Source organism: Streptomyces sp. NPDC058284 (assembly GCF_042881135.1).
GTDB lineage: Bacteria > Actinomycetota > Actinomycetes > Streptomycetales > Streptomycetaceae > Streptomyces.
The window spans coordinates 62,829-87,294 of record NZ_JBHVYE010000022.1; the positions used below are offsets into that span (position 1 = coordinate 62,829).

Below are 24,466 nucleotides of genomic sequence, written 5' to 3' on the forward strand. Positions count from 1 at the left end.
CCAGAGGATCTGAAGGAGAAGCGCGTGAGCGGCAAGGGTGCACCCGAACTGAGCGTGAAGAACTGCGGCGACCTGCGGGTCGCGGTGATCGCCGCACAGTGGCACGAGAAGGTCATGGACGGCCTGGTCGACGGCGCCCTGCGCGCCCTGACCGAACTCGGCATCAGCGAGCCCACCGTGCTCCGCGTGCCCGGCAGCTTCGAGCTGCCCGTAGTCGCCAAGGTCCTCGCGGGCCGCGGCTACGACGCGATCGTCGCGCTCGGCGTCGTCATCCGCGGCGGCACCCCGCACTTCGAGTACGTGTGCCAGGGCGTCACGCAGGGCCTCACCCAGGTCTCCGTCGACACCGGGGTCCCGATCGGCTTCGGCGTGCTGACCTGCGACACCGAGGACCAGGCACTGGACCGCGCGGGCATCGAGGGCTCCCGCGAGGACAAGGGCCACGAGGCGGTCACCGCGGCCGTGGCCACCGCCACCACGCTGCGGTCCGTCTCCGAACCCTGGCGCTGAGGGGGACCGTCCTGCCGCGTAGAGTGGCGACCATCATGTCCAAGAAGACTTTCGAGGAGCTCTTCACCGAGCTCCAGCACAAGGCCGCCAACGGCGACCCCGCGTCCTCCCGCACCGCCGAGCTGGTCGGCAAGGGCGTCCATGCCATCGGCAAGAAGGTCGTCGAGGAGGCCGCCGAGGTCTGGATGGCCGCCGAGTACGAGGGCAAGGAAGCCGCCGCCGAGGAGATCTCGCAGCTGCTCTACCACGTGCAGGTGATGATGGTCGCCCGCGGCATCTCCCTCGACGACGTCTACGCCCACCTCTGAGCCGTACGCTCGACTCGTCCCCGTAACCCACCAGTTAAGGAAGCTGACCTCATGCTGCGCATCGCCGTCCCCAACAAGGGTTCACTGTCCGGACCTGCGTCGGCGATGCTCCATGAGGCCGGATACCAGCAGCGCAAGGAGTCCAAGGAGCTCGTCCTCGTCGACCCCGTGAACGAGGTCGAGTTCTTCTACCTGCGGCCCAAGGACATCGCGATCTACGTCGCGACCGGCCGCCTCGACATCGGCATCACCGGCCAGGACCTGCTGATCGACTCCGGCGCCGACGCCGAGACGATCCTGCCGCTCGGCTTCGCCCGCTCCACCTTCCGCTTCGCCGCGAAGCCGGGCACGGCGAGCGGCATCGAGGACCTGTCGGGCAAGACCGTCGCCACCTCCTACGAGGGCATCGTCGCCAAGCACCTCGCCGAGAAGGGCGTCGACGCCGCCGTCGTGCACCTGGACGGCGCCGTCGAGACCGCCATCGAGCTGGGCGTCGCCCAGGTCATCGCGGACGTCGTGGAGACCGGCACCTCCCTGCGCAACGCCGGTCTCGAAGTCTTCGGCGAGCCGATCATGCGCTCCGAGGCGGTCGTCATCCGGCGCACCGGCGCGGACGGCGACGACCCGAAGGTCCAGCAGTTCCTGCGCCGCCTCCAGGGCGTCCTGGTCGCCAGGGCGTACGTGATGATGGACTACGACTGCCGCGCCGAGCACCTGGAGCAGGCCGTCGCCCTCACCCCCGGCCTCGAGTCGCCGACGATCTCCCCGCTGCACAACGAGGGCTGGGTCGCCGTCCGCTCCATGGTCCCCGCCAAGGAGGCCCAGCGGATCATGGACGACCTGTACGCCATCGGCGCGCGGGCCATCCTGACCACGGCCATCCACGCCTGCCGCCTCTGACCCGGCCGGAGCCCCCGCCTCATGTCTGACGTTCCCGCTCTCCCCGCCCTGCCCGTCACCTTCCGGCCGACGCGGACCCGGGCCGTCCTGCTCACCGCGGGCGTCGCGATCTTCGTGGTGATCACGGCGATCGCGTTCCTGCTGCCCGCGCTCAGCCCGGGGGAGCGGTCCAGCTTCGTCTTCACCGGCGCGCTGCTCCTCGGCGTCCTCGTGCTGCTCAGCAGGCCCAAGGTCGTCGCCGACGAGTCCGGCGTCACCGTCGTCAACATCGCGACCAGCCGCCGCCTCGCCTGGGCCGAGATCGTGCAGGTCAACCTCCGCCCCGGCGACCCCTGGGTGTTCCTGAACCTCAGCGACGGCACCAGCCTGCCCGCCATGGGCATCCAGCCCGGCATCGCCAAGCGGCAGGCCGTCGCCGACGCCCGCGCCCTGAGCGCGCTCGCCGACGCCCGTACGGCCCAGGACAAGTAGGCCCTGGACGTTCCGCCGCCGGTCTTGATTAATCTGGTTGCGGGACGCGCACGGTGCGCCGCCCCGCCCCCTACGGGCCCGCCCGGCCCGGGGCTCCTGCTACCCGAGGAGTGACTCCCTCCGGCGATGGACGGATCGTCCTGTAGTACCTGCGCCGCCCCCTCCCGGCACACCGGGACCGGCACGACCGGAGAGGCGGCGGCATGACAGTGCCCCTGCTGCTTCTCGGGGCGGCATTCCTGCTGATTCTCGCCAACGGCTTCTTCGTGGCGGCCGAGTTCGGTCTCGTCACCGTCGAGCGGCCGGAGGCGGAGAAGGCCGCGGCCGACGGCGACCGACGGGCCCGTACGGTCGTCAGCGCCCTCAAGGAGCTGTCCTTCCAGCTCTCCGGCACCCAGCTCGGCATCACCATCACCTCGCTCGTCGTCGGCATGCTCGCCGAACCGGCCCTCGCGCGCCTGCTCGCGGGCCCCTTCGAGGCGGCCGGCGTCCCCGAGGGCGGCGTCGGCGGTGTCTCCGTGGTGGTCGGCATGCTGCTCGCGTCCGCCGTGCAGATGGTGATCGGCGAGCTCGTGCCCAAGAACTGGGCGGTGTCGAGGCCGCTGCAGGTCGCGCGGTTCGTCGCGGGCCCGCAGCACGCCTTCGCGCGGCTCTTCCGGCCCGTGATCGCCCTCCTGAACGCCGTGGCCAACCGGCTGGTGCGCACCCTCGGCGTCGAACCCGCGGAGGAGCTCGCCTCGGCCCGCACCCCCGGCGAACTGGTCTCCCTTGCCCGGCACTCGGCCCAGGCCGGCGCCCTGGAGCAGGACACCGCCGACCTGTTCGTGCGCACCCTCTCGCTGGGCGAGCTGACCGCGCAGCACGTCATGACGCCGCGCGTGAAGGTCAGCGCGCTGCAGTCCTCGGCGACCGCCGAGGACGTGGTGAACCTGACCCGCGCCACCGGCCTGTCCCGCTTCCCGGTCTACAACGAGCGGATCGACGAAATCGTCGGCATGGTGCACCTCAAGGACGCCCTCGCGGTGGCCGCCCACGAGCGGCTCAGGACGCCCGTGCGCCGCATCGCGCGCTCCCCCCTGCTCGTCCCCGAGACGCTGCCCGTGCAGCCCCTCCTGGAGCGGCTGCGCAGCGAGCAGCCGATAGCCGTGGTCGTCGACGAGTACGGCGGCACGGCGGGCGTCGTCACCCTGGAGGACATCGTCGAGGAACTCGTCGGCGAGGTCCGCGACGAGCACGACCGCTTCGACCTGCCCGAGCTCTGCGCGGCGCCGGCCGAGGACGGCGGGCCCGCGTGGGACGCCGACGGCAGCTGCCGGGTCGACACGCTCCAGCGCATCGGCCTCGACGTGCCCGAGGGCCCGTACGAGACCGTGGCGGGACTCGTCGCCGATCTGCTCGGCCGCATCCCGGCCCCCGGCGACCGGGCCGAACTCCCGGGCTGGCGGCTCTCGGTGCGCCAGGTCGGGCACTACCGCGCGGAGCGGGTGCGTCTCGTACGCGTCCAGGAGGCCGGTGCCGTCCGGGCCGCGGGCGCGACGGCCGCGGAGGCCGTGCGATGAGCCTGCTGCAACTCCTCTTCGCCCTCCTGCTGGTGCTCGCCAACGGCTTCTTCGTGGGCGCGGAGTTCGCGCTCGTCTCCGTGCGCCGCAGCCAGATCGAGCCCCTGGAGACCAAGCGGGCCCGCCAGGTCCTCTACGGTCTTGAGCACCTGCCGCAGATGATGGCGGCGGCCCAGTTCGGCATCACCGTCTGCTCGCTGACGCTCGGCGCCGTCGCCGAACCGACCGTCGCCCATCTCCTGGAGCCGGTCTTCGAGGCGGCCCGCCTGCCCGAGGGCATGATCCACCCGCTCGGCTACGTGATCGCGCTCGCTGTCGTCGTCTCCCTCCACCTCGTGATCGGCGAGATGGTCCCGAAGAACCTCGCGATGGCGGCCCCCGAGAAGACCGCTCTCTGGTTCAGCCCCGGCCTGGTCGCCTTCGCGCGGTTGTGCCGTCCGGTGACCGTGGCGCTCGGGGCGTGCGCCCGGGTCGTCCTGCGGCTCTTCAAGGTGGAGCCCAAGGACGAGGTCGAGGCGGTGTTCACCAGCGTGCAGCTGGGCCGCCTCGTCGAGGACTCCGGCCAGGCGGGACTGCTCGACCCCGTCGAGCAGGAGCGCCTGGAGGACGCCCTGGAGCTCGGCTCGCGCCCGGTCACCGACGTCCTGCTCGACCGGGCGTCCCTGGTGACCGTGGGCCCCTCGGTGACCCCGGCCCGCGTCATCGAGCTCACCGGCCGCACCGGCTACTCCCGCTTCCCGGTCCGCGCGGAGAACGGCGCCTTCATGGGCTACCTCCACGTCAAGGACGTACTGGACCTGGAGGACACCGACCGCGCCGTGCCGCAGCAGGTGTGGCGGCCGATGACCACGCTGCGGTCGGAGCTCCCGCTGGACGACGCCCTGACCGTGATGCGGCACGCCGCGACGCATCTGGCGCAGGTCGCCGACGCGTCCGGCAGGGTGCTCGGCCTGGTCGCCCTGGAGGACGTCCTGGAGCTCCTGGTCGGCGAGGTCCGCGACCCGGCGCACCGGATCACGGTGCAGCGGACACCACCGGAGGAGAGCCGGGGCGCCTCGCTGGCGGCCAGCCCGGTGGGCTGAGAGCCTGAGCGGGGAGCGGTACGTGTGTCGGTGCGGGGCGGCGCCGCGCGGGTCGCAGGCCGGGCCGCGCGGGTCAGAGGCCCGGGGTGTCCGGCCCCCGCCCCGACAGCACCTCCCCGTACGCCTGCATCAGGTCGGGCAGCCGCAGCGTCGACAGATCGGTGCGGCTCGGCTCGCCGGGGTAGCCGGAGAGCCGCAGGTCGCGGTAGGCGCAGCTCTTCTCGTACAGCGTGCGCAGGAAGCGGCCGTTGCCGAGCTCGTCGATCCAGGCCTGGTCGACGACGTGCCCGCTGATGGAGCGCAGCTCCTCAAGGGCCTCCTCGTCCCACACGTCGCCGTTGTCGGCCGCCAGGACCTCGCCGATGGCGGTCAGTTCGAGCGGGCGGTACGAGGGGAAGTCGACGCGGGTCGTGAAGCGCGAGGAGAGTCCGGGGTTGGCGGCGAGCAGCCGGTCCATGCCCTCGGGGTAGCCCGCGAGGATCACGACGAGGTGGTCGCGGTTGTCCTCGGCGCGCTTGAGGAGGACCTGCAGGGCCTCGTCGCCGTACGCGTCGCCCTTGCCGTAGCCGGAGTTGGAGAGCGAGTACGCCTCGTCGACGAAGAGGACGCCGCCGATCGCCGAGTCGATCAGCTCGTTGGCCTTCACGGCGGTCTGGCCCAGGTACTCACCGACCAGATCGGCGCGTTGCGCCTCGACCAGGTGGTCGCCGCCGAGCAGGCCGAGCGCGTAGAAGACGCGGCCGAGGATGCGGGCCACGGTCGTCTTGCCGGTGCCCGAGGGGCCCGAGAAGACGAAGTGTCGTTTCGGCGGCTGCACGGGAAGGCCCCGGGCGGCGCGCAGGCGCGCCATGTTCAGCTGCGCGGAGAGCGCCTTGACCTGGCGCTTCACCGGCTCCATGCCCACCATGCCCTCCAGCTCGGAGAGCGCGGCCTCAAGGAGCGCGGGATCGGTGGGGCCCGGCGGCAACTGCGCGGGGCCCGGCTTGACCGGGATGATCGCCTTCTCGCGCACGGCGTCGGTCTCGGAGGGGCCGGAGGCGCCGGGAGCCCCCGGGGTACCTGGAGCGCCGGGGCCGCCGGGCGCCGAAGGGCCGCCGGCGGAGGGCGTTTCGGGTCCGGTGACCCGTACGTCGCGCCCCTCCGTGCCGAACAGCGTGTCGATGCCGTCGGGCCCCTCCAGCATGTCCTGGCCCGCCCCGGTCAGACTGATCGCGGCGGCGAGATCGGCCGCCTCGTCGTACCCGTCGCCCTCGGCGATGGCCGCGAGCCGCGCCGAGGTGTCCATGAAGGAGGCGTCGACCCGGTGCACCGCGCGGTACAGCGGCAGGGCCGCCGCCGAGCGTCCTGTGCCCTCGTGCGCGCGGGCCAGCCAGTAGCGCAGCTCCTTGCGCTGCGGCTGCTCGCTGCGGCAGCGCATCAGGGCGGCGGACAGAAGCGGCTCGGCCTGGCCGTACGTCTCCAGGCGCACCCGTGCCATGCCGCCGAAGAGCCCGGCCTCGATGCCCAGCATCGGATCGTCGATCAGCGGGTCCGTGTGCCGCACCAACTGCTCCCAGTCCTTGACCAGGTAGGAGCGGCAGGCGTGCAGGAAGCGCACCTGCGGATCGGCGTCGACCGGCGGCAGGCCCGCCAACGCCCGGTCCAGCTCGGGGACATGACGGCCGTCCAGCCAGTGCGAGGCGTGCGCGAGCAGCAGGTCGCGGGTGCTCTCCAGGACGGGCTGTACCCACCAGCCCAGCCAGTACCAGGAGTTGAGGGCGCGCGCGTGCCGGGTGCGCTGCTCGCCGAAGCGGTCCCGGTGCTGGAACATCCGCAGCAGCGCCGTCGTCGTGTCGATGCGCAGCGCGTGCAGCCCAAGCCAGCCGTCGGCCATCCCGGGATCCATCCGCACCGCCGTCCGGAACTCGTCCTCCGCCTGCGGATAGGCGCCCATCGTGTAGGCGTCGACGCCCCGCAGCCAGGCGAGGTCGGCCGGGGCGGGTGAACCCACCGCGTCGAAGTCCATCAGGTCCCCCACAAACCGTGCCCCCGTTTGCGTACCGCCGGACCGGTGCCCGCCGGCGACTGCGCTGAACCACTGCGCTGAACCACTGTGCTGCGGACGGGAGTTGCCTCGATGCGCAGAGCAGCCGTCCGAAAAGGCGCACCGATACGCATCGTACCTGCGAAGGAGCGGTCGGCCGTAGGGTGCCGCACCGGGAGATCGGCCGGAAAGCACCGGCAGGGGGCCGGCCCGGTGGTGACCGACTGTGAGCGAATGGCGGCTCGCAGCGGTCGGAAATCGGACGCGCAGGGCAGAACGAAGCCCCCGATCACGGGGGAACAACCGGGGGCTTCGCGTCTGCGGGCGGTCTCGAACGACCGCACAATCAGAACGTAAGTCCTGTAAGGGCCCTGGGTCAAGCGGAGTTGGGGCACTCGCGCAAACTTGTGGGGCCGCGCGGAAGCGGTTTCCCGCAGGTTCAGCGGACCGCCAACGGTCCTTCACTCTGTGTGACATCCGGGCCGCCCGTGAGTGCCCCACCCGGCCCGGGAAACACCTCATATCCCTCTGGACACTGACGCACCAGAAGGTGGGCGAAGGGGCGGGAGGGGTCGCGGGTGAAATGCCGGAGCTCCGCCGGCTCCCAGCCGTCCCAGAAGTCACTCTGGACCGCCCCGTCCCGTCGGCGTCCCCGCTGCCACGCCTCCTCCCGCGGCACGTCCATCCACAGCACCGCGGCGATGTGCGGGCGCAGCGCCCGGCGGCCCGCGCCGACCCCCTCGACGATCACCACGGGCGCGGGCGGCAGCGGGGTGCGGGCGGGGCCGAAGCGGCGCTCGGTCCAGTCGTACGTCGCGTAGTGCGCGCTCTCGCCGTGGGAGAGCGGCACCACGACCTGCCGCCGCAGCCGCTCCGTCCAGTCGAACAGTTCCTCGTGGCTCGCGATGTCGTCCAGCCGCAGGACGGGCGCGTCGCCGAACGCCTCGGCCAGCCGCCGGGCGAACGTCGACTTGCCCGAACCCGCGTGGCCGTCCACGGCGAGCAGCCGCACGGGCCCGCAGGAGGGCGGCAGTCGGCGCAGGGTGTCGGCGAGGCGGGGGAGCGGGGTGGGCGGGCGCTGTCCGGTCATCATCGGTAAGGGTACGACCGCGGAAGGATGTGTTCCGCGCGCCGTCGCAGGTCATGCCATTGGTTGAGGCCAATATTGGTGTGCGCGACAGTGGCCGGACTGCTGGCAGAAGTCGGCCGGGAACCGCCATAGTTGGCCCACTTCCGTGCACCTGACCCGACCTTCCGGCTCTTGCCGGGAACCACGTCGACTGGGGGTCCCTCATGGACCGAGCTGGCAGAACCGACAGCACAGAGAGCACAGACAGCACAGACAGCGCAGACAGCACCTGTAGCACCGGCGGCGGCCACCGCACCGACCGCGCCGACGGCATGTCCCGCAGATCCGTCCTCGCCACGGCCGCCGCCGTGACCGCTCTCGCGGCGACCGCCGCTCCCGCCCTGGCCCTCGGGACCGCCGCTGACCGGGGCCGGGCCCCGCGCGCGGAGCGCCCGGTGGACAACCGCTTCTGGGTCTCGCTCAAGGACTGGCACACCGGCACCGCCGAGGGCGCCGTGCCTGTCCCCGGAGCCCGCGCCGGCCTGCGGATCGAGCGGCCCGCGGGCAGCACCGACTACACCGACCCGCACACCGGCAAGAAGGCCACCTGGGAGTACGCCCGCTGGACCTCGCCCACGCACCGCTCCACCGTCCCGGCGACGGAGCTCATCGCGTCCTGGAACGCCGACACCCCGGCCGGCACCTGGCTCCAGGTCGAGCTGCTCGGCACGTACGCCGACGGTACGGACACGCCCTGGTACGTGATGGGCCGCTGGACCTCGGGCGACGACAAGGAGGCCGACATCCGGCGGACCTCCGTCGACGACCAGACCGACGGCAGGTCCACGGTCTGGACCGACACGCTCTCCGTGGACGACGCCGCCGCGGGCCCGCGGATCGTCGCGTACCGGCTGCGCCTGACGCTGTACCGCAGGCCCGGTGCCTTCGTGACCCCCACGGTGTGGCGGCTCGGCGCGATGGCCTCGGCGGTTCCCGACCGCTTCACGGTGCCCGCATCGAAGCCGGGCCTCGCCAAGGAGCTGAGGGTCCCGCGCTACTCGCAGGAGATCCACGCGGGCCAGTACCCGGAGTACGACAACGGAGGCGAGGCCTGGTGCAGCCCGACCTCCTCGCAGATGATCATCGAGTACTGGGGACGCAGGCCGACGCCCGAGCAGCTGGCCTGGGTCGATCCCTCGTACGCCGACCCCCAGGTGTGCCACGCGGCCCGCTTCACCTTCGACTACCAGTACGACGGCTGCGGCAACTGGCCCTTCAACGCCGCGTACGCCTCGACGTACAAGGGCCTCCAGGGAGTCGTCACCCGGCTCGCCTCGCTCACGGAGCTGGAGTCGCTGATCGCCGCGGGCATCCCGGCCATAACGTCCCAGTCCTTCCTCAAGGGGGAGCTGACGGGCGCGGGGTACGGCACGGCGGGCCACCTGATGACCGTCATCGGCTTCACGGCGGACGGCGATGTGATCGCCAACGATCCGGCGTCGCCGAGCGATGCGGCGGTGCGCCGCGTCTACAAGCGGCGTGAGTTCGAGAACGTGTGGCTGCGTACGAAGCGCTACAACGCCGCGGGCAAGGTCGTCTCGGGTACCGGCGGCGTCTGCTACCTGTACTTCCCCACCAGGCTGTCCGCGCGGCAACGGTCCGCGCTGGCCGCGGTCGGGGTGCGCTGAGAGGGGAGGGGAGGGCCGGGGCGCACGGCTGCCCCGGCCCGCGCTCCGACTCGTACGCCTTCCGGGAGCAACACACGCATTTCGCGCACCCAACCCGGCGGCGCCGCGTTCTACGGTCACGTCATACCTGATCGAGGAATGCGGGAACCTTATGGATGTGCAGCACCCCCCTGCCCTGTCGGCACTGAGCGAACTGCAGCGCCGAGGCCGCGCGTGCGTCTCGTGCGGCGTCACGCTCGACAATGCCACCGCCGTCGACCTGGGCAGCCGCCCGGACGCGGGCGTCGACCACCGCGCCGACGTGTTTCCCCGCGCCTGCCCGTCCTGTGCCGCGGGGGGCGGGGCATGACGCTCGCGACAGTCGCCGAGAGGCAGGGAAAGCTTCTCGACCATCTCGACCGGTGCGATCCCTGCCGGCGTCTCAAGTACTGCCCCAAGGGCAGACGGCTGCGGCAGCAGGTGCGGGAGGCCCGTGATGATCTGCGCCCGCTGTGACCGCGCCATCCTGCCGGGCCAGCCGTACACCACCCATGACATCCACGGCGCGTCGGCGGGCGGCGCCACGGTCCGTCTCCACGTCGTCTGCCCGCGCGCCGGGACACGGGGATGACGCGGGCGGCCGGTGAGGGATTCGAAGACAGGCGCTGAGGGCACACGGGTGCCCGCCCTTCCCTGCGGAAGAGCGGGCACCCGCGTCGGGTCAGCGGTCGTCGCGGTTCTCGCGGAGCGAGTCGCGGACGCCCTCGGCCTTGTCGCGCATGTCGTCCGCGGCGCCCTTGGCCTTGCCCTTGGTCTTGTCGGTCTTGCCCTCGGCGGCCATGCGGTCGTTGCCCGAGGCCTTGCCCATCATCTCTTTTGCCTTGTCCATGGCGCTGTCGCCCATGACGGCTCCTCTGGTCGGGGATGCCACCACGCTATGAGGTGTGCACGAAGAGCGCATGTCGGGCGCGGCGGCGCCGCGGATCACACGGGCGGGGTCACCACCCAGTCCGGGTGCCCCGGCATCGGCGGGGTCGTGGAACCGTACAGCCAGGGGTGCAGGAAGCCCTCCAGGTCCTCGCCCGCGACCTTCGACGCCAGACCGACGAAGTCCTCCGTGCCCGCCGCGCGGCCCTTGAAGCCGGTCAGCCAGGCCCGCTCGATCCGCTGGAACGCCGCGTCGCCGACCCGCTCGCGCAGCGCGTAAAGGACCAGGGCCGAGCCGTCGTACCGCATGCGCTTGAAGAGGTTCGGCTCGGTCGGCTCGGCGGGGGCGCCGTAGTCCCTGCGCCACTGGTCGTGGGCCTGATAGGCCGTCTTCATGGCGGCCTCGAAGCTGTCCCCGCCGTGCTGCTCGGAGTACTCGCGCTCGTAGAAGCGGGCGTGCCCCTCGCTCAGCCACAGGTCGGACCAGCTCTTGAGGGCCACGCTGTCGCCGAACCACTGGTGGGTCAGCTCGTGCACCATGTTCCGCTCGGCGTCGACCCGCGTGCCGAGCAGATCCGCCTTCGGGACGAGTGACAGCGTCTGCGTCTCCAGGGCCACGCCGAGGTCCGTGTCGCCGACCAGGAGGCCGTAGCGGTCGAAGGGGTAGGGGCCGAGCTTCTTCTCCAGCCACGTCAGATGGTCCGGGGTGAGTCCCCGGTACGCGGCCGTCGGTTCGACCAGCGCGTCCGGGACGACGTCGCGCAGCGGGAGGCCGCCGGGGCCCTCGCCGTCGATCAGCCGGAACTTGCCGACGGCCAGCTGCACGAGCTGCGTGGAGAGCGGCTGTTCGGAGTCGTACGTCCAGCGGACCCGGCCGTCGGGGCGCTCGGCGCGCGAGACCAGCCTGCCGTTGGCGACGGCCGTGCGGTCGGCGGGCGTCGTGATGCGGAAGGTGATCGGCGCGCGCCGGCTCGGGTGGTCGTCGGCCGGGAAGATCAGCCGGGCGCCGTTCGGCTGCGGGTAGACCACCGTGCCGTCGGGCGTGGGGATCCAGCCGTAGTCCTCGATCGCGTCGTCGCGGTGGCGTGTCTGTGTCGGGTCGGCGGTGTAGGTGACCTTGACCGTGAACGAACTCCCCCTGGCTATGGGGGACTTGGGTGTGACCGTCAGCTCGTCGCCCTCGCGTGCGGCGCCCGCCGCCGAGCCGTTCACGGTGACGGCGTGCAGGGTGTTGCCGCCGAAATCGAGATTGAAGCGGGAGAGCGCCTGCGTCGAGTGTGCCCTGATCGTCGTCGTCGCCTCGAACGGGGTCTTCGGCGCCTGCCAGTCGAAGTCCAGGTAGTAGTGGTCCACCCGGTACCCGCCGTTCCCGTCCAGCGGGAACATCGGGTCGCCGAGGCCGGGCGCGCCCGGCGACGGCTTCTCGGTGGTGGCCGGTGCGGCCTGCGAGACCGGTGCGGTGAGGGCGGCCGCCGCGGTGACCGCGGCGGCGAGGACGAGCCGCCCTCTGCGGCGTGGGCGGGGCGTCGTCCGTTTCGTGCTCATCGGGAACCTCTCGGTCGTGCGGTGCGCGGGCGAACGGGCGGGGAGGTCGCCCCGTCGTGAGTGGTTAGACGCGCGCCACCGCGTCGTAGTTGTGGCGTGATGAAGGTCTCTCCCGCGAAAGCGCGATCGGCTGGCATGGTGGAGAGCGGTCCCGCCCCGCGTCCCGGACGCGAGGGGACCGCCCTGGGGGAAGTCACCTGCCGCACGAAGTCAGCGAGAACACCATGACTGCCACCTCTGCCACCGTCCTCCCCGCGAAGGCCCGCACCGGCGGCCCCGAGGAGGACGGCTCGAGGATCCTTGAGCACCTCGCGGGCTGGACCCTCGTCGTGGTCCTCGCGATGCTCGTCACCCAGGCCGGTCTGCTGTGACGTCGCTCTCCTGACCGTCGGCGCCGACGCCGTGGCCCGTGGGTGGCGCGGGCTCGTCGAGGCCCGCCCGCCAGTGCCGCCCCGGCACGCCCACGAGGCCGTACAGCCACCGCACCGGTGAGCGTCCGTGCAGCAGCGTCACGCCCGCCACCACGGCGAACAGCGGCAGGCCGAGCGGGCCGCCGACGAGCCGCACGAGGACGCTCGCGACGAGCGCGCCCACGAACGGCAGCCCGTAGATCCCGGCCCCCGCGATGGCGATGCCGAGCAGCCTCGGCACCTTGCGCTCCTCGTCGGCGCCCGGCAGCGCCCAGCCCTCCATGAGCCAGCCGATCTCGGTCACCAGCATGGTGCCGATCACCGCGGCCCCGAAGAGCAGCAGCGCGAGGAACGTCCCGGACGTCAGGAAGTCCAGTACGTGATTGACGACGCTGTCCCGCGGCCAGTCGGCGAAATCCTGCGCGCCCGGGGAGAGGAAGCGCTCGTACCCGCTGCCGTCCCAGCCGTGGATCAACGTCCCGAACAGCAGGAAGTACCCGCCGACGCAACTCAGGTACGCCCAGTAGCCCGCGCCCACGAGCACCAGGGCCTGCGCCATCAGGAAGCCGATGATCGCGGCCACCGGGATCCCGCCCGCGTAGAACAGCACGAACCCCGCCCACACGTCTTCGTGGCCGCCGGCCACGTGCATGGTCGCCCAGGACGGGTTCTGCCAGAGCAGGAAGAGTCCGGTGGGCACCAGCAGGACGGCGGCGAAGAGCGCGGTGAGCGACAGGTAGGGGTTGGCGGCCCGGCTGCGGGTGCGCGGCCCCTCGCCCGCGTTGATCCGCTCCCACACCTGGAGCTGCCGCCCGGCCGAGAGGGCGAAGGTCGCGCCGATCGCGTACGCCCAGAAGAGCGCTGCCTGAATCTGGATCATGCCGAGCCCTTCATGCCGAGCCCCTCACGCCGAGGCCTTGAGACTGAGCCCGCCCGCCACGATCGAGTCCGAGGTGACCAGGGCCTGCTCGGCGCTCACGTCCGTCATGAAGACGAACGGCGGCACCAGGGGCGGCACCGGCAGCCTGTCGGGCGTGAAGGTGAGGCAGAGGATGCCCTCCAGGCACCCCTTGAACTTGGTCAGATAGAGCGTGACCGAACCGCTCAGGTCCAACGTGTCGGCGCCCAGGGCGAGTTCACCGCCGGCGCCGTCGCGCGTCGTGAGCGCGTAGTCCGTGAGCGAGGCCGCCTTCATCCGCAGCACCATGACCTTCAAAGGACCGTCCGCGGTGGGGATCTCGCGGACGCCCGCCACGATGAAGCCCTGCGGGGCGAAGAGCGTCGTGGTGATGGTCGGCGGCACGCGCGTCGCCACGACCGCCTCGGCCGCGGCCGGCTCGCCCGGGGCCGCCCGCGCCGGACTCCCGTGCACCACGAGCCCGGCGACGATCGCCACCGGAAGCAGCACGCCGAGCGTCCGGGTGCCCTGTCCGTCGCGCACCCTGGGGCGCGCCGGATCCTCCTCGGCGTCCTGGGGCACCGGCGTCCAGCCGAACCCCATGGCGCTTCCCGCGATCCCGAGCAGCATGCCGACCAGGAACCCGCCGAGGTTGGTGGCCGCGAACGACAGCACCGAAAGGATCAGGGCGTTGACGCTCACGTAGTGGTGGGTGTGCGGCAGCAGCCAGAGGAAGAGCCCCGCCACGATCAGCGCGATCCCGATGCCGAGCGCCGCGATCCCGCCGAGCCCCAGGCTGACGAGCACGCTCAGCGGCGAGAGCGGGGTCAGGATCAGCTCGGCGCCGCCGAGGATCAGCAGCAGGCCGCCCCAGAACGGCCGGGTCCGCCGCCACCTGCGCATGATCCGGCGCGGGCCGGGCCACGGGAGGCGGCGGTCGAGCCAGCCGCCGCCGTCCGCGCGGAAGGGTCTGACCCCGCCCCTGCCGCCGCCGGTCAGAAGCACTTCTTGCCGCCGAGGCTGACGTCCACCCGCATGCCCTTGAGCCGGAAGTTGCCGCCGGTCGCCGACCAGGCGTGCGACTTCACCCCGGCGACCTCGATGTCCCCGGCCTGCAGCCCGAACTTGCCCTTCGGACCCTTGACCCCGGGCACCTCGTCGAGCGTGGAGGCGTCCCGGCCGATCTCCGCGGTGCCGAAGCGGGCGTCGCCGACCAGGTCCTCGCCGTCGATGACGAGGTTGCTGGCTGTGACGTTGCCGGCGTCGCCGCCCGCGGTCAGCTTGAACACGACGGTCCCGACCGGTGTCTTCACCGCGGCGGCCTGGCAGATGTCGGTGAGGGTCGCGTCGCCGATCCCGAGGAGTGCCACGGGGTGCCCCTTGCCGTCGGCGTCCCGGTCCGTCTGGACGTAGGAGGACAGCCCTTCACTGGTCAGTTTGCCGGACGACACCTGGAAGCTGGTGCCCGAGACCGCGAAGGACGCGGCGAGTGCGCCCTCGGCCATCACGGAGGCCATCACGCCGACGGCCAGGACCGCGGGCAGGGCCACCACGGCCGTCTTCTTCCAGGAAGTCCTGCCCTCGCGTAACGCGCTGCGTGCTGCGCCCACTGTTCTTCCTCCCGTACGTCGTTTCGCGTCGTCGAGCGTGCGTAAGGGGAGTGCGTGAAGCGCCTTCGGGAGGCGGCCGACGGGTGGTGCCGGTCTGCCATACTGCGGACTTCCCGAGGCAGTTGGAGACTAGGGCCGAAATTGAATAATAGTCAACAGCGCGGTACCGGCCGCTCCGTGGCGCGCCGCGCCGAACTCATCGCCATCGGCCGCAAGCTGTTCGCCGACACGTCCTACGACGCCCTCTCGATGGACGACATCGCGAAGCAGGCGGGCGTCGCCAAAGGGCTGATCTACTACTACTTCAAGTCCAAGCGCGGCTACTACCTCGCGATCATCGAGGAGTCCGTGACCGAACTGGTGGCGCGTGCGGGGCGGCACGACAACCTGCCGCCCGTGGAGCGGGTGCAGCGCACCATCGACGGCTACCTGCGCTACGCCGAGCACCACCAGGCCGCGTACCGCACGATCATCAGCGGCGGCGTCGGCTTCGACGCCGAGGTGCACGCCATACGCGACGGCGTGCGCGAGGCGCTGATCGCGGCGATCGCCGAGGGCGCGTACGGCCGCACGGACATACCGCAGCTGGCCCGCACCGCGCTGCTCGGCTGGCTGTGCAGCGTGGAGGGCATCACGCTCGACTGGATCGGCCGCAGGGGGCTCACCCGAGAGAGCGTCGGCGCACTCCTGGTGCGCACGCTCGGCGACACGATGCGGGTCATCGAGGACTTCGAGCCCTCGTATCCGGCGCCGGCGCGCCCCTGAGGGGGCGTATCCGAGCGGCAGTACGCCCCGACCGCAAGCGGAAGGGCGGGAGCCCGCCGGCTCCCGCCCCCCCCGTTCACCGTGTACGCGACGTCAGTTGATCGCCTTGATCAGCTCACCGTTGGACGTGTCCCCGCTCAGCTCCCAGAAGAAGGTGCCGCCGAGGCCCTGCTGGTTCTTGTAGCCCATCTTTCCCGCGATGGTCGCCGGGGTGTCGTAGCTCCACCAGTTGTTGCCGCAGTACGCGTACGCCGTTCCGCCGACCGTGCCGTTGGCCGGGCACTTGGTCTTGAGGATCTTGTAGTCCTCGATGCCCTGCTCGTACTTGCCCGCCGCCGGGCCCGTCGCGGTGCCGCCCGGCTCCTTCTGCGTGACGCCGGTCCAGCCGCGGCCGTAGAAGCCGATGCCGAGCAGCAGCTTCTGGGACGGAATGCCGAGCGCCTTCAGCTTCTTGATCGTCGCGTCGGAGTTCCAGGACGCCTTGGGGATGCCGCTGTACGAGGTGAGCGGCGAGTGCGGGGCCGTCGGGCCCTTCGCGTCCCAGGCGCCGAAGAAGTCGTACGTCATCGGGTTGTACCAGTCGACGTACTGGGCCGCGCCCGCGTAGTCGGCGGCGTCGATCTTGCCGCCGTCCGAGGCGTCCGCGGGGATCGCCGCGGTCACCAGGTTCTTGCTCCCGAATTTCGAACGGACCGCGGACATCAGGTTCTTGTACGCCGCGCGCCCGCTCGTGTCGCACGTCAGGCCGCAGGCGTTGGGGTACTCCCAGTCGATGTCGATGCCGTCGAAGACATCGGCCCACTTGGAGTTCTCGACCAGGTCGTAGCAGGACTGGGCGAAGGCGGCGGGGTTCTTCGCCGCCTCGGTGAAGCCGCCCGACCAGGTCCAGCCCCCGAAGGACCAGAGGACCTTGAGGTCGGGGTGCTTCTTCTTCAGCTTGCGCAGCTGGTTGAAGTTGCCGCGCAGGGGCTGGTCCCAGGTGTCGGCGACGCCGTCCACGGACTGGTCGGCGGTGTACGCCTTGTCGGTCGCCGCGTAGGCGTCGCCCATCGCGCACTTGCCGCCCTGGACGTTGCCGAAGGAGTAGTTGATGTGCGTGAGCTTGTTGGCCGAACCGGACGTCTCGATGTTCTTGACGTGGTAATTCCGGTCGTAGACGCCCCATTCGGTGAAGTAGCCGACGACCTTGGAGCCGGCGGAGACCTTCGAATCGGCCGTCGCCTTCGCCGGGGCGCCCTTGTCCTGCTCGGCGGCGGCGCTGCCCGCGCCGGCCAGCAGACCGGCGCCGAGAACGGCGCAACAGGTGGTGGCGAGGAGCGCCCGCAGGGAGGCGCGGGGGGTGTGCGGTCTGAGCATCTTGTCTCCTTGTGGGGGGAACCAGGGAGGGGGAAGTGGTGCTGTGGACCTGCTGGTAAGGCTTGGCATGAACGCGTTAAGTCGTTCGGGGGAACAGTAGGAGGACTAGACCAGTGCGTCAATGGTTCGTACCAATCGGACCGCCGACGGCGATCTTCGGCTGTCTTTCGAGTAAGCGGTCGTTAACTAGTGACTGGCCGCCATCGATCGGGCATACTCAACGCGCCACAGCCGCTGGTCAGCTGCTTCCGTGACCCGGAGGGAGACCCTGGCTGGGCAACGTTTCCCGGCGGCGCCGCCCCACCCAGCGCGGGCGTCCGCCGCAGCCCCACAGGGAGGAGAGCGTCATGCCCGACCACATCGCGCCGTCGGTGGAGCGTCAACTGCCCACGGACGAGGCCAGGGATCTGCTCTCGCTGGTCCGGGACATCGCCCAGCGCGAGATCGCCCCGAAGGCGGCCGAGGAAGAGGACGCCGGGCGCTTCCCCCGCGAGATCTTCACGCTGCTCTCCGAATCCGGCCTCCTCGGACTGCCGTACGCGGAGGAGTTCGGCGGCGGCGACCAGCCGTACGAGGTCTATCTGCAGGTTCTGGAGGAGCTCGCCGCCGCGCGCCTGACCGTCGGTCTCGGCGTCAGCGTCCACACCCTCTCCTGCCACGCGCTCGCCGGTTACGGCACCAAGGAGCAGCAGGCCGAGCACCTGCCGGACATGCTCGGCGGCGGCCTCCTCGGGGCGTACTGCCTGTCCGAGCCCGCGGCGGGATCCGACGCCGCGTCGCTGCGCACGAAGGCCGTCGCGGACGACGGCGACTGGGGCGTCACCGGCACCAAGGCGTGGATCACCCACGGCGGCATCGCCGACTTCTACACCGTCATGGCCAGGACCGGCGTCGACGGCCCGCGCGGCGTCACGGCCTTCCTGGTCCCTGGCGACGCCGAGGGCCTGAGCGCCGCGGTGCCCGAGAAGAAGATGGGCATGAAGGGCTCGCCCACCGCCCAGATCCACTTCGACGGCGTCCGCGTTCCCGACTCACGCCGCATCGGCGACGAGGGGCAGGGCTTCGCCATCGCGCTCTCCGCGCTGGACTCGGGGCGGCTCGGCATCGCGGCCTGCGCGATCGGCGTGGCCCAGGCGGCGCTCGACGAGGCCGTCGCGTACGCCACCGAGCGCAAGCAGTTCGGCCGGCCCATCGCCGACTTCCAGGGCCTGCGCTTCATGCTCGCGGACATGGCGACCCAGATCGAGGCGGGCCGGGCGCTCTATCTGGCCGCGGCGAGGCTCCGCGACGCGGGACGGCCGTTCGCCAAGCAGGCGGCCATGGCCAAGCTGCTGTGCACGGACGCCGCGATGAAGGTGACCACGGACGCCGTGCAGGTCCTCGGGGGGTACGGCTACACCGCGGACTTCCCCGTGGAGCGCCTCATGCGCGAGGCCAAGGTGCTGCAGATCGTCGAGGGCACCAATCAGATCCAGCGCATGGTCATCGCGCGTCACCTCGCGGGTCCCGACTCGCGGCGCTGAACTGGCCGAGGCGCACCGGCGAAGCCACGAGCCGCGCCCACTCGGGGTCGTGGCGCCCCGGCAGCGTCCGGCCGCGGTCGGCCCAGTGGCGGATCAGCGCGCCGTAGATCGGCGGATCCTGAGCCTGAGCCTGCTGAGCCTGTGGCTGCGGCTGCATCTGCTGGTACGGCTGCTGATATGCCTGCTGGTGGGGCCGGCTCGGGTGCTGGTACATGTACGGGTTCGGGTTCGGCTGCTGGTACACGTGCTGGTGCGGCTGGGGCGGACGCGCCGACTGGTGCGCCGACTGCTGTGGTGCCTGGTGCTGCGGCGGGTACTGCGCCTGGTGCGCCGACGGGTCCTGCGACCGCCGGGGAACCGATTCTGCGGAGGCGGGCAACGCCACCAGAGTGCGCCGCCGGCGGCCGTTGGGGAGGTGCGCCGGGCCCGTGTCGATGCCCGTGTCCGTGCCCATGTCCGTGGGGGTCATACACGGCCAACGCCCGGTGCCGGGCGGAAGTCACCGCCCCGGGGAATCGAGCGTCTGTGCATGGGCTGCCCGGGCGGCGCGGTGGCGGTGCGGGAGGCGCACGTACGGCATGCCGCGCGCCCGGCGCGGGACGCGCCGCGCGATCCGCGAACGGCCTGCCGCCTCTCTGGCTCCGTTCCGCGAACTGACGTACCGTCAACTCCGCGTCGGCGGTCCGCACCGCTCCCGCCGCCCTGAACTGCCGTGCTACCAGGGAGGTCTGACGTGGCAGACGACCGTCCGGTCCCGCTCGACGAATACCCCGTGCACCAGGTTCCCCTGTCGATGAAGCACGTCGCGACAGGCGACCGCAACGCCTACGACCGATGCATCTTCCACCTCTTCGACCATCAGGGCCGCGCCCTGCTCATCCTCGGCCTCGGCGTCTATCCGAACACCGGTGTCATCGACGCGTACGCCACGCTGCGTACCGGGAACACCCTCCACGCCGTACGCGCGAGCGACGCGCTCGGCGAGGACCGGATGAACCTCCGTGTCGGCCCGCTGCGCATCACCGTCGAGGAGCCGCTGCGCCGCATCCGCCTGGAGTGCGCCGCCGACCCCGAGGACCCCGCGTCCCTCTCCTGCGACCTCACCTGGACCGCCGACTTCCCCGCCCTGTGGGAGCCGCACCACATCCAGCGCCGCGGCGACCGGCTCACCCTCGAAGGGCGCCGCTTCGTGCAGGCGGGGCGGCCCTCGGGGGTGATCCGGGCGGGGGGCGAAGAGACGGCCGTGACGGCGGGGGAGTGGACCGCGACCCGTGACCGCAGCTGGGGCGTGCGGCCCATTCCCGGCGAGGAACGCGGCCTCCTGGAGGAGGAGTTCGCCACCGAGGGCTTCCACTGGATCTGGTGCCCGGTGCGCTTCGACGACCGCTTCCTCATGGTCATCGCGCAGGAGGACGCGGACGGCTACCGCACCCTCAACGACGCCACCCTCGTCCGCCCCGGCCTGCGCGACCGCCAACTCGGCTGGCCCCAGGCCGACATCGCCTACCGTTCCGGCACCCGCCACCCCGAGAGCGCCGTCATCCACCTCACCGATCCCGAGGGCCGCAAGCCCCTGGAACTCGGCGTGACGGTCCTGGGCTCGCTGCCCCTGGCCGTCGGCGCAGGCTATCCGCCCGCCGACGACTGGCAGCACGGCACCTGGCGCGGCCGCGACTGGACCGACCGCCGCGCCTACGACCTGTCGGACCCCGCGGCCCACCCGCTCGCCGCGTACGGAGTCATCGACCACGCCGCGCGCTTCACCCTCAACGGGCGTACCGGATACGGCATCTTCGAGCACGGCAGCTTCGGCCGCCACGACCCGAGCGGCTTCACGGGCTTCGACTCCGTGGCGCCCTGAGGCACGTCCTGCAGGAAGGAGGACGCACGTGGCAACGGCACCCCGCCCCCGCACCACCACCCGAGAACCGGCAGACCTCGCCCGCCGCCTCACCGCCTGGCTCGGCGCCCGGCTGCCCGGCGCCGAGGCCGTCGACGTCAGCGTGCCCGAGTCCAACGGCATGTCCAGCGAGACACTGCTCTTCACCGTCGAGCACCCCGAACCGCCGTTCAGGCACTGTGCGTTGCGGGTGGCGGCCGACCCGGCGGCGTACACGGTCTTCCCCGTCTACGACATGCCGCGCCAGTACCGCACGATGCGGCTCGTCGCCGAGCATACCGACGTGCCGGTGCCGCGCGTGATGTGGCTGGAAGAGGACCCCGGCCCGCTCGGTGCCCCCTTCTTCGTCATGGAGCGGGTCGACGGCCGCGTCCCGCCGGACGTCATGCCCTACACGTACGAGGGCAACTGGCTGTACGAGGCGACCGACGCCGAACGCGCCCGCCTCGAAGAGGAATCGGTCCGCGTCGTCGCCCGCCTGCACGACCAAGTGCCGCCCAGTGCCGCGCATTTCCTCGCGCTGCCGGGCGAGGGCGACGGCCTGCGACGGCATGTCGCGGCCCAACGCGCGTACTACGAATGGGTGGTGGCAGGTCTGCCGCGCTCACCCGTGATCGAGAGTGCCTTCGACCGGCTGGCGGACATATGGCCGCGGACCGTCGGCGAGACCGTCCTCAACTGGGGTGACGCGCGCATCGGGAACATCATCTACGACGGCTTCGAGCCCGTCGCCGTCCTCGACTGGGAGATGGCCGCACTCGCGCCGCGGGAGGTCGACCTCGGCTGGCTCGTCTACCTGCACCGCTTCTTCCAGGACTTGACGGTGAGTTTCGGCCAGCCGGGGCTGCCCGAGTTCCTGTGCAGGGACCGCGTCGAGGAGGCGTACGCCCGCTTCACCGGGCACACGCCGCGCGACATGGACTTCTACACGCTGTACGCGGCGCTGCGGCACGCGATCGTCATGCTGCGCATCGCCTACCGCCAAGTGCACTTCGGCGAGGCCGCGGTGCCCGGGAGCGCGGAAGTCGCGGACAGGCTGATCCTGCACCACGGCAGCCTCGCCGCCATGGTGCAGGGCAGCTACTGGTGAATCAGGCGGCGGGCCGGTCCTGTCGCGGCACCCGGATCGGGCGCGAGCCCGGCCCGTCCACGTGCGAGAAGGGCTGGGTCCGCCAGTCGAGCCCCTGAGGGAGCGTCAACAGCAGGGCGGTGTCCTGCTCCTGAACCTCCATCGACTCGTCCGCCGGCGCCGCGTCGGTGGCCGCGCGGCCGGTGCCGGCGCAGACCGTCAGGCCGAACGGGTTCCACGGAGTGGGGCACAGCGCGTGCTCGGGCAGCACGTCCTCGTCCGCGAGGAGCGCGATGGGCTGCCCGCAGTCGGGGCAGTGCACCCGGTACATCTCAAAGGTGTCGTAGGAGTCGAGGAAGTCGTCGGCCGGTTCGACGCCCTCCGGCTCGGGCTCGACGGCCGGCTGCTGCTTGGCGCGGGCAGACCGGCCGGGGCGCTTCAAATTCTGCATGGAAATCTCCCCCTCGGGTGGGCCGACAAGGCGCTGCGGCCTCGACCACAGCAAGCACTTCCCGTCCCGTCGTAGAGGTAATCGTTGCATCTTCGCGGACACGGTCACAGGGCTGTGGCATTCGTCACATGCCGCGTGGAGTTGCCAGGTCGCGGGGAGGCGAGTGGGCCGCTCGCACCGAGGCCCGCGCTGGCGCGGACTTCACCGATGTGCGCCGCGTTCAGCCGCTCAGGTATCCGAGGGGATCAAGAGCCCTGTAGGTTCGGCGCATGGAGGAGCTGGACCGACAGATCGTGCAGCTGCTCGTCAAGGACGGGCGGATGAGCTACACCGACCTGGGCAAGGCCACGGGCCTGTCCACGTCGGCCGTGCACCAGCGCGTGCGCCGCCTGGAGCAGCGGGGCGTCATCCGCGGTTACGCCGCGGTCGTCGACCCCGAGGCGGTCGGGCTGCCGCTCACCGCGTTCATCTCGGTGAAGCCGTTCGACCCGAGCGCCCCCGACGACATCGCCGAACGGCTCGCGGGCGTCCCGGAGATCGAGGCGTGCCACAGCGTCGCCGGCGACGAGAACTACATCCTCAAGGTCCGCGTCGCCACCCCGCTGGAGCTGGAGCACCTGCTCAGCCGCCTGCGGGCGCTCGCCGGTGTCTCCACCCGCACGACGGTCGTCCTCTCCACCCCGTACGAGGCGCGCCCGCCCCAGGTGTGACCCGCGCGCCGGCCGCCCGCCCGCAGGGGCGAGACTGGTCCCCATGAGCCAGAGCACCGCCCCCGGGAACGACCTCCCGGATCCCCAGCATCCCTCCCACCACCGCACCGTGCTGCTGCGCGGCGGCGACGTCCACAGCCCCGCCGACCCGTTCGCGACCGCGATGGTCGTCGAGCGCGGCCATGTCGCCTGGGTCGGCTCCGAGGGCGCGGCGGACGCCTTCGCCGACGGGGTCGACGAGGTGGTCGATCTGGCGGGGGCCCTGGTCACCCCGGCGTTCACGGACGCCCACGTGCACACCACCGCCACCGGACTCGCGCTGACGGGCCTCGACCTGACGGGCGCCCGCTCGCTGGCCGACGCACTCGTTCTCGTGCGCGAACACGCCGCCGCACACCCGCAGGACACCGTCCTCCTGGGCCACGGCTGGGACGCCGCGCGCTGGCCCGGCGGACGGCCGCCCACGCGCGCGGAACTCGACGAGGCGACCGGCGGCCGTCCCCTGTACCTCTCGCGCATCGACGTCCACTCCGCGGTGGTCACCACCGCACTGCTCGACCTCGTGCCCGGCGTCACCGACCGGACCGGCTACCGCCCGGACGCCCCGCTGACCGGCGACGCCCACCACGGGGTGCGCGCCGCGGCCCTCGCCGCCGTCACCCCGCGGCAGCGCACACAGGCCCAGCGCGCCGCGCTCGCGCACGCCGCCTCGCTCGGCATCGGCTCCGTGCACGAGTGCGCGGGCCCCGAGATCTCCGACGAGGACGACTTCACCGGGCTGCTGCGGCTCGCCGCCGAGGAACCGGGCCCGCGCGTCGTCGGCTACTGGGCCGACCAGGACGTCCGGCGGGCCCGCGAACTGGGCGCGGCGGGCGCGGCGGGCGACCTCTTCGTCGACGGCGCCCTCGGCTCGCACACCGCCTGCCTGCACGAGCCGTACGCGGACGCACACGGCGCCGGCACGGGCACCGCCTACCTGGACGCCGCGGCCGTCGCCGCCCACGTCGTGGCGTGCACCGAGATGGGCCTCCAGGCGGGCTTCCACGCCATCGGGGACGCCGCCGTGGCCTCGGTGGTCGACGGCATCCGCGCAGCCGCGGAGAAGGTCGGCCCGGCCCGTGTCCGCGCCGCCCGCCACCGTGTCGAGCACGCCGAGATGCTCACGCCCGAGACGATCGCCGCCTTCGCCGAGTTCGGCCTCACCGCGTCCGTGCAGCCCGCCTTCGACGCGCTCTGGGGCGGCGAGGACGGCATGTATGTCCAGCGCCTGGGCGCGGAGCGGGCCCGCACCCTCAACCCGTTCGCGGCCCTCCTGCGCGTCGGCGTGCCCCTCGCCTTCGGCTCCGACAGCCCCGTCACCCCACTGGACCCGTGGGGCACCGTCCGCGCCGCCGCCTTCCACCGGACGCCCGAGCACCGCGTCTCGGTGCGCGCCGCGTTCACCGCCCACACCCGGGGCGGCTGGCGGGCCGCCGGCCGCGACGACGCGGGCGTCCTGGTGCCGGGCGCGCCCGCGGACTACGCCGTGTGGCGCGCCGACGACCTCGTGGTGCAGGCCCCCGACGACCGCGTGGCCCGCTGGTCGACCGACCCCCGCTCCGGCACGCCCGGCCTGCCCGACCTGTCGCCGGGGGCCGAACTCCCCGTCTGCCTGCGCACGGTGGTGGGCGGTCAGCCGGTGTTCGTGCGGCCGGACGAGTGATGTACCGGCGG

General features: G+C 72.0%; 26 protein-coding genes. 16 read left to right on the forward strand and 10 right to left on the reverse strand.

Features of this window, described 5'->3' with window-relative positions; genetic code table 11:
- Positions 1 to 24 precede the first annotated feature (24 nt).
- The 6 genes from ribH (at position 25) to ACFVYR_RS27160 (ending at position 4,830) form a co-directional block, all read left to right on the forward strand.
- A complete protein-coding gene (gene ribH, locus ACFVYR_RS27135; RefSeq protein ID WP_384258041.1) occupies positions 25 to 510 on the forward strand; it encodes a 6,7-dimethyl-8-ribityllumazine synthase in 486 nt (161 codons plus the stop codon).
- A 35-nt stretch (positions 511 to 545) separates the two neighbouring features.
- On the forward strand, positions 546 to 818 hold the full coding sequence (locus ACFVYR_RS27140) for a phosphoribosyl-ATP diphosphatase (protein WP_165257686.1): 273 nt from the start codon (positions 546 to 548) through the stop codon (positions 816 to 818).
- A gap of 51 nt (positions 819 to 869) precedes the next feature.
- Complete coding sequence (hisG, locus tag ACFVYR_RS27145) at positions 870 to 1,718, forward strand: ATP phosphoribosyltransferase (RefSeq protein WP_384258045.1); 849 nt, start codon at positions 870 to 872, stop codon at positions 1,716 to 1,718.
- Positions 1,719 to 1,739: 21 nt separating this feature from the next.
- Positions 1,740 to 2,189 carry a PH domain-containing protein gene (locus ACFVYR_RS27150; RefSeq protein WP_384258047.1) on the forward strand — a complete coding sequence of 150 codons (450 nt, stop codon included), beginning with the start codon at positions 1,740 to 1,742 and terminating at the stop codon, positions 2,187 to 2,189.
- Positions 2,190 to 2,392: 203 nt separating this feature from the next.
- On the forward strand, positions 2,393 to 3,748 hold the full coding sequence (locus ACFVYR_RS27155) for a hemolysin family protein (protein WP_384258049.1): 1,356 nt from the start codon (positions 2,393 to 2,395) through the stop codon (positions 3,746 to 3,748).
- On the forward strand, positions 3,745 to 4,830 hold the full coding sequence (locus ACFVYR_RS27160) for a hemolysin family protein (protein WP_384258052.1): 1,086 nt from the start codon (positions 3,745 to 3,747) through the stop codon (positions 4,828 to 4,830). The genes ACFVYR_RS27155 and ACFVYR_RS27160 overlap by 4 nt, the downstream gene beginning before the upstream one ends.
- Before the next feature lie 73 nt (positions 4,831 to 4,903).
- On the opposite strand, the gene ACFVYR_RS27165 is transcribed toward ACFVYR_RS27160, so the two are convergent.
- Both ACFVYR_RS27165 and ACFVYR_RS27170 read right to left on the reverse strand, forming a co-directional pair.
- Entirely contained in the window at positions 4,904 to 6,835 is a 1,932-nt protein-coding gene (locus tag ACFVYR_RS27165; protein WP_384258054.1) for an AAA family ATPase, read from the reverse strand.
- 457 nt (positions 6,836 to 7,292) lie between these two features.
- On the reverse strand, positions 7,293 to 7,946 hold the full coding sequence (locus tag ACFVYR_RS27170) for a uridine kinase (protein ID WP_384258056.1): 654 nt from the start codon (positions 7,944 to 7,946) through the stop codon (positions 7,293 to 7,295).
- Between the two features lie 308 nt (positions 7,947 to 8,254).
- Here ACFVYR_RS27170 and ACFVYR_RS27175 point away from each other — a divergent pair, with 308 nt between their 5' ends.
- The 3 genes from ACFVYR_RS27175 (at position 8,255) to ACFVYR_RS27185 (ending at position 10,105) form a co-directional block, all read left to right on the forward strand.
- Complete coding sequence (locus ACFVYR_RS27175) at positions 8,255 to 9,610, forward strand: peptidase C39 family protein (protein ID WP_384258059.1); 1,356 nt, start codon at positions 8,255 to 8,257, stop codon at positions 9,608 to 9,610.
- A 157-nt stretch (positions 9,611 to 9,767) separates the two neighbouring features.
- Positions 9,768 to 9,959, forward strand: coding sequence for a hypothetical protein (locus tag ACFVYR_RS27180; protein WP_384258061.1), 192 nt, complete (start codon positions 9,768 to 9,770; stop codon positions 9,957 to 9,959).
- Positions 9,956 to 10,105, forward strand: coding sequence for a hypothetical protein (locus ACFVYR_RS27185; protein ID WP_384258063.1), 150 nt, complete (start codon positions 9,956 to 9,958; stop codon positions 10,103 to 10,105). The genes ACFVYR_RS27180 and ACFVYR_RS27185 overlap by 4 nt, the downstream gene beginning before the upstream one ends.
- A gap of 205 nt (positions 10,106 to 10,310) precedes the next feature.
- Here ACFVYR_RS27185 and ACFVYR_RS27190 read toward each other — a convergent pair whose 3' ends face one another.
- A complete protein-coding gene (locus ACFVYR_RS27190) occupies positions 10,311 to 10,493 on the reverse strand; it encodes a CsbD family protein (RefSeq protein WP_384258066.1) in 183 nt (60 codons plus the stop codon).
- 80 nt (positions 10,494 to 10,573) lie between these two features.
- A complete protein-coding gene (locus tag ACFVYR_RS27195) occupies positions 10,574 to 12,061 on the reverse strand; it encodes a M1 family metallopeptidase (RefSeq protein ID WP_384258069.1) in 1,488 nt (495 codons plus the stop codon).
- Positions 12,062 to 12,285: 224 nt separating this feature from the next.
- On the opposite strand from ACFVYR_RS27195, the gene ACFVYR_RS27200 reads away from it, so the two are divergent.
- Positions 12,286 to 12,432 carry an SCO1431 family membrane protein gene (locus ACFVYR_RS27200; protein WP_384258071.1) on the forward strand — a complete coding sequence of 49 codons (147 nt, stop codon included), beginning with the start codon at positions 12,286 to 12,288 and terminating at the stop codon, positions 12,430 to 12,432.
- On the opposite strand, the gene ACFVYR_RS27205 is transcribed toward ACFVYR_RS27200, so the two are convergent.
- The 3 genes from ACFVYR_RS27205 to ACFVYR_RS27215 are packed head-to-tail and all read right to left on the reverse strand — an operon-like array spanning position 12,410 to position 14,886.
- Complete coding sequence (locus tag ACFVYR_RS27205; protein WP_384258073.1) at positions 12,410 to 13,351, reverse strand: hypothetical protein; 942 nt, start codon at positions 13,349 to 13,351, stop codon at positions 12,410 to 12,412. The two genes, ACFVYR_RS27200 and ACFVYR_RS27205, sit on opposite strands and share 23 nt — an antisense overlap.
- 24 nt (positions 13,352 to 13,375) lie before the next feature.
- Positions 13,376 to 14,374, reverse strand: coding sequence for a DUF6114 domain-containing protein (locus tag ACFVYR_RS27210; protein ID WP_384258075.1), 999 nt, complete (start codon positions 14,372 to 14,374; stop codon positions 13,376 to 13,378).
- Entirely contained in the window at positions 14,365 to 14,886 is a 522-nt protein-coding gene (locus ACFVYR_RS27215) for a DUF6230 family protein (protein WP_384258104.1), read from the reverse strand. The genes ACFVYR_RS27210 and ACFVYR_RS27215 overlap by 10 nt, the downstream gene beginning before the upstream one ends.
- Before the next feature lie 234 nt (positions 14,887 to 15,120).
- Here ACFVYR_RS27215 and ACFVYR_RS27220 point away from each other — a divergent pair, with 234 nt between their 5' ends.
- Positions 15,121 to 15,744, forward strand: a complete 624-nt coding sequence (locus ACFVYR_RS27220) for a TetR/AcrR family transcriptional regulator (RefSeq protein WP_384258077.1) — start codon at positions 15,121 to 15,123, stop codon at positions 15,742 to 15,744.
- A 93-nt stretch (positions 15,745 to 15,837) separates the two neighbouring features.
- On the opposite strand, the gene ACFVYR_RS27225 is transcribed toward ACFVYR_RS27220, so the two are convergent.
- Positions 15,838 to 17,100, reverse strand: coding sequence for a glycoside hydrolase family 18 protein (locus tag ACFVYR_RS27225; protein WP_384258079.1), 1,263 nt, complete (start codon positions 17,098 to 17,100; stop codon positions 15,838 to 15,840).
- 347 nt (positions 17,101 to 17,447) lie between these two features.
- Between ACFVYR_RS27225 and ACFVYR_RS27230 the strand changes: the two genes are divergently transcribed.
- The gene (locus tag ACFVYR_RS27230) at positions 17,448 to 18,623 is read left to right on the forward strand and encodes an acyl-CoA dehydrogenase family protein (protein WP_384258081.1); all 1,176 of its coding nucleotides are present in this window, start codon (positions 17,448 to 17,450) and stop codon (positions 18,621 to 18,623) included.
- On the opposite strand, the gene ACFVYR_RS27235 is transcribed toward ACFVYR_RS27230, so the two are convergent.
- Positions 18,583 to 19,092, reverse strand: a complete 510-nt coding sequence (locus ACFVYR_RS27235) for a hypothetical protein (RefSeq protein ID WP_384258083.1) — start codon at positions 19,090 to 19,092, stop codon at positions 18,583 to 18,585. The genes ACFVYR_RS27230 and ACFVYR_RS27235 overlap by 41 nt on opposite strands.
- Before the next feature lie 264 nt (positions 19,093 to 19,356).
- On the opposite strand from ACFVYR_RS27235, the gene ACFVYR_RS27240 reads away from it, so the two are divergent.
- Positions 19,357 to 20,484: a hypothetical protein gene (locus ACFVYR_RS27240; protein ID WP_384258086.1), complete on the forward strand. Its 1,128-nt coding sequence runs from the start codon at positions 19,357 to 19,359 to the stop codon at positions 20,482 to 20,484.
- A 28-nt stretch (positions 20,485 to 20,512) separates the two neighbouring features.
- Positions 20,513 to 21,613 carry a phosphotransferase family protein gene (locus ACFVYR_RS27245; protein WP_384258088.1) on the forward strand — a complete coding sequence of 367 codons (1,101 nt, stop codon included), beginning with the start codon at positions 20,513 to 20,515 and terminating at the stop codon, positions 21,611 to 21,613.
- Between the two features lies 1 nt (position 21,614).
- Here ACFVYR_RS27245 and ACFVYR_RS27250 read toward each other — a convergent pair whose 3' ends face one another.
- Entirely contained in the window at positions 21,615 to 22,043 is a 429-nt protein-coding gene (locus tag ACFVYR_RS27250) for a hypothetical protein (RefSeq protein WP_384258090.1), read from the reverse strand.
- Between the two features lie 269 nt (positions 22,044 to 22,312).
- Here ACFVYR_RS27250 and ACFVYR_RS27255 point away from each other — a divergent pair, with 269 nt between their 5' ends.
- Positions 22,313 to 22,753 carry an Lrp/AsnC family transcriptional regulator gene (locus tag ACFVYR_RS27255; RefSeq protein ID WP_030789227.1) on the forward strand — a complete coding sequence of 147 codons (441 nt, stop codon included), beginning with the start codon at positions 22,313 to 22,315 and terminating at the stop codon, positions 22,751 to 22,753.
- A gap of 43 nt (positions 22,754 to 22,796) precedes the next feature.
- Complete coding sequence (locus ACFVYR_RS27260) at positions 22,797 to 24,455, forward strand: amidohydrolase (RefSeq protein WP_389612888.1); 1,659 nt, start codon at positions 22,797 to 22,799, stop codon at positions 24,453 to 24,455.
- The last annotated feature ends 11 nt before the right edge of the window (positions 24,456 to 24,466 follow it).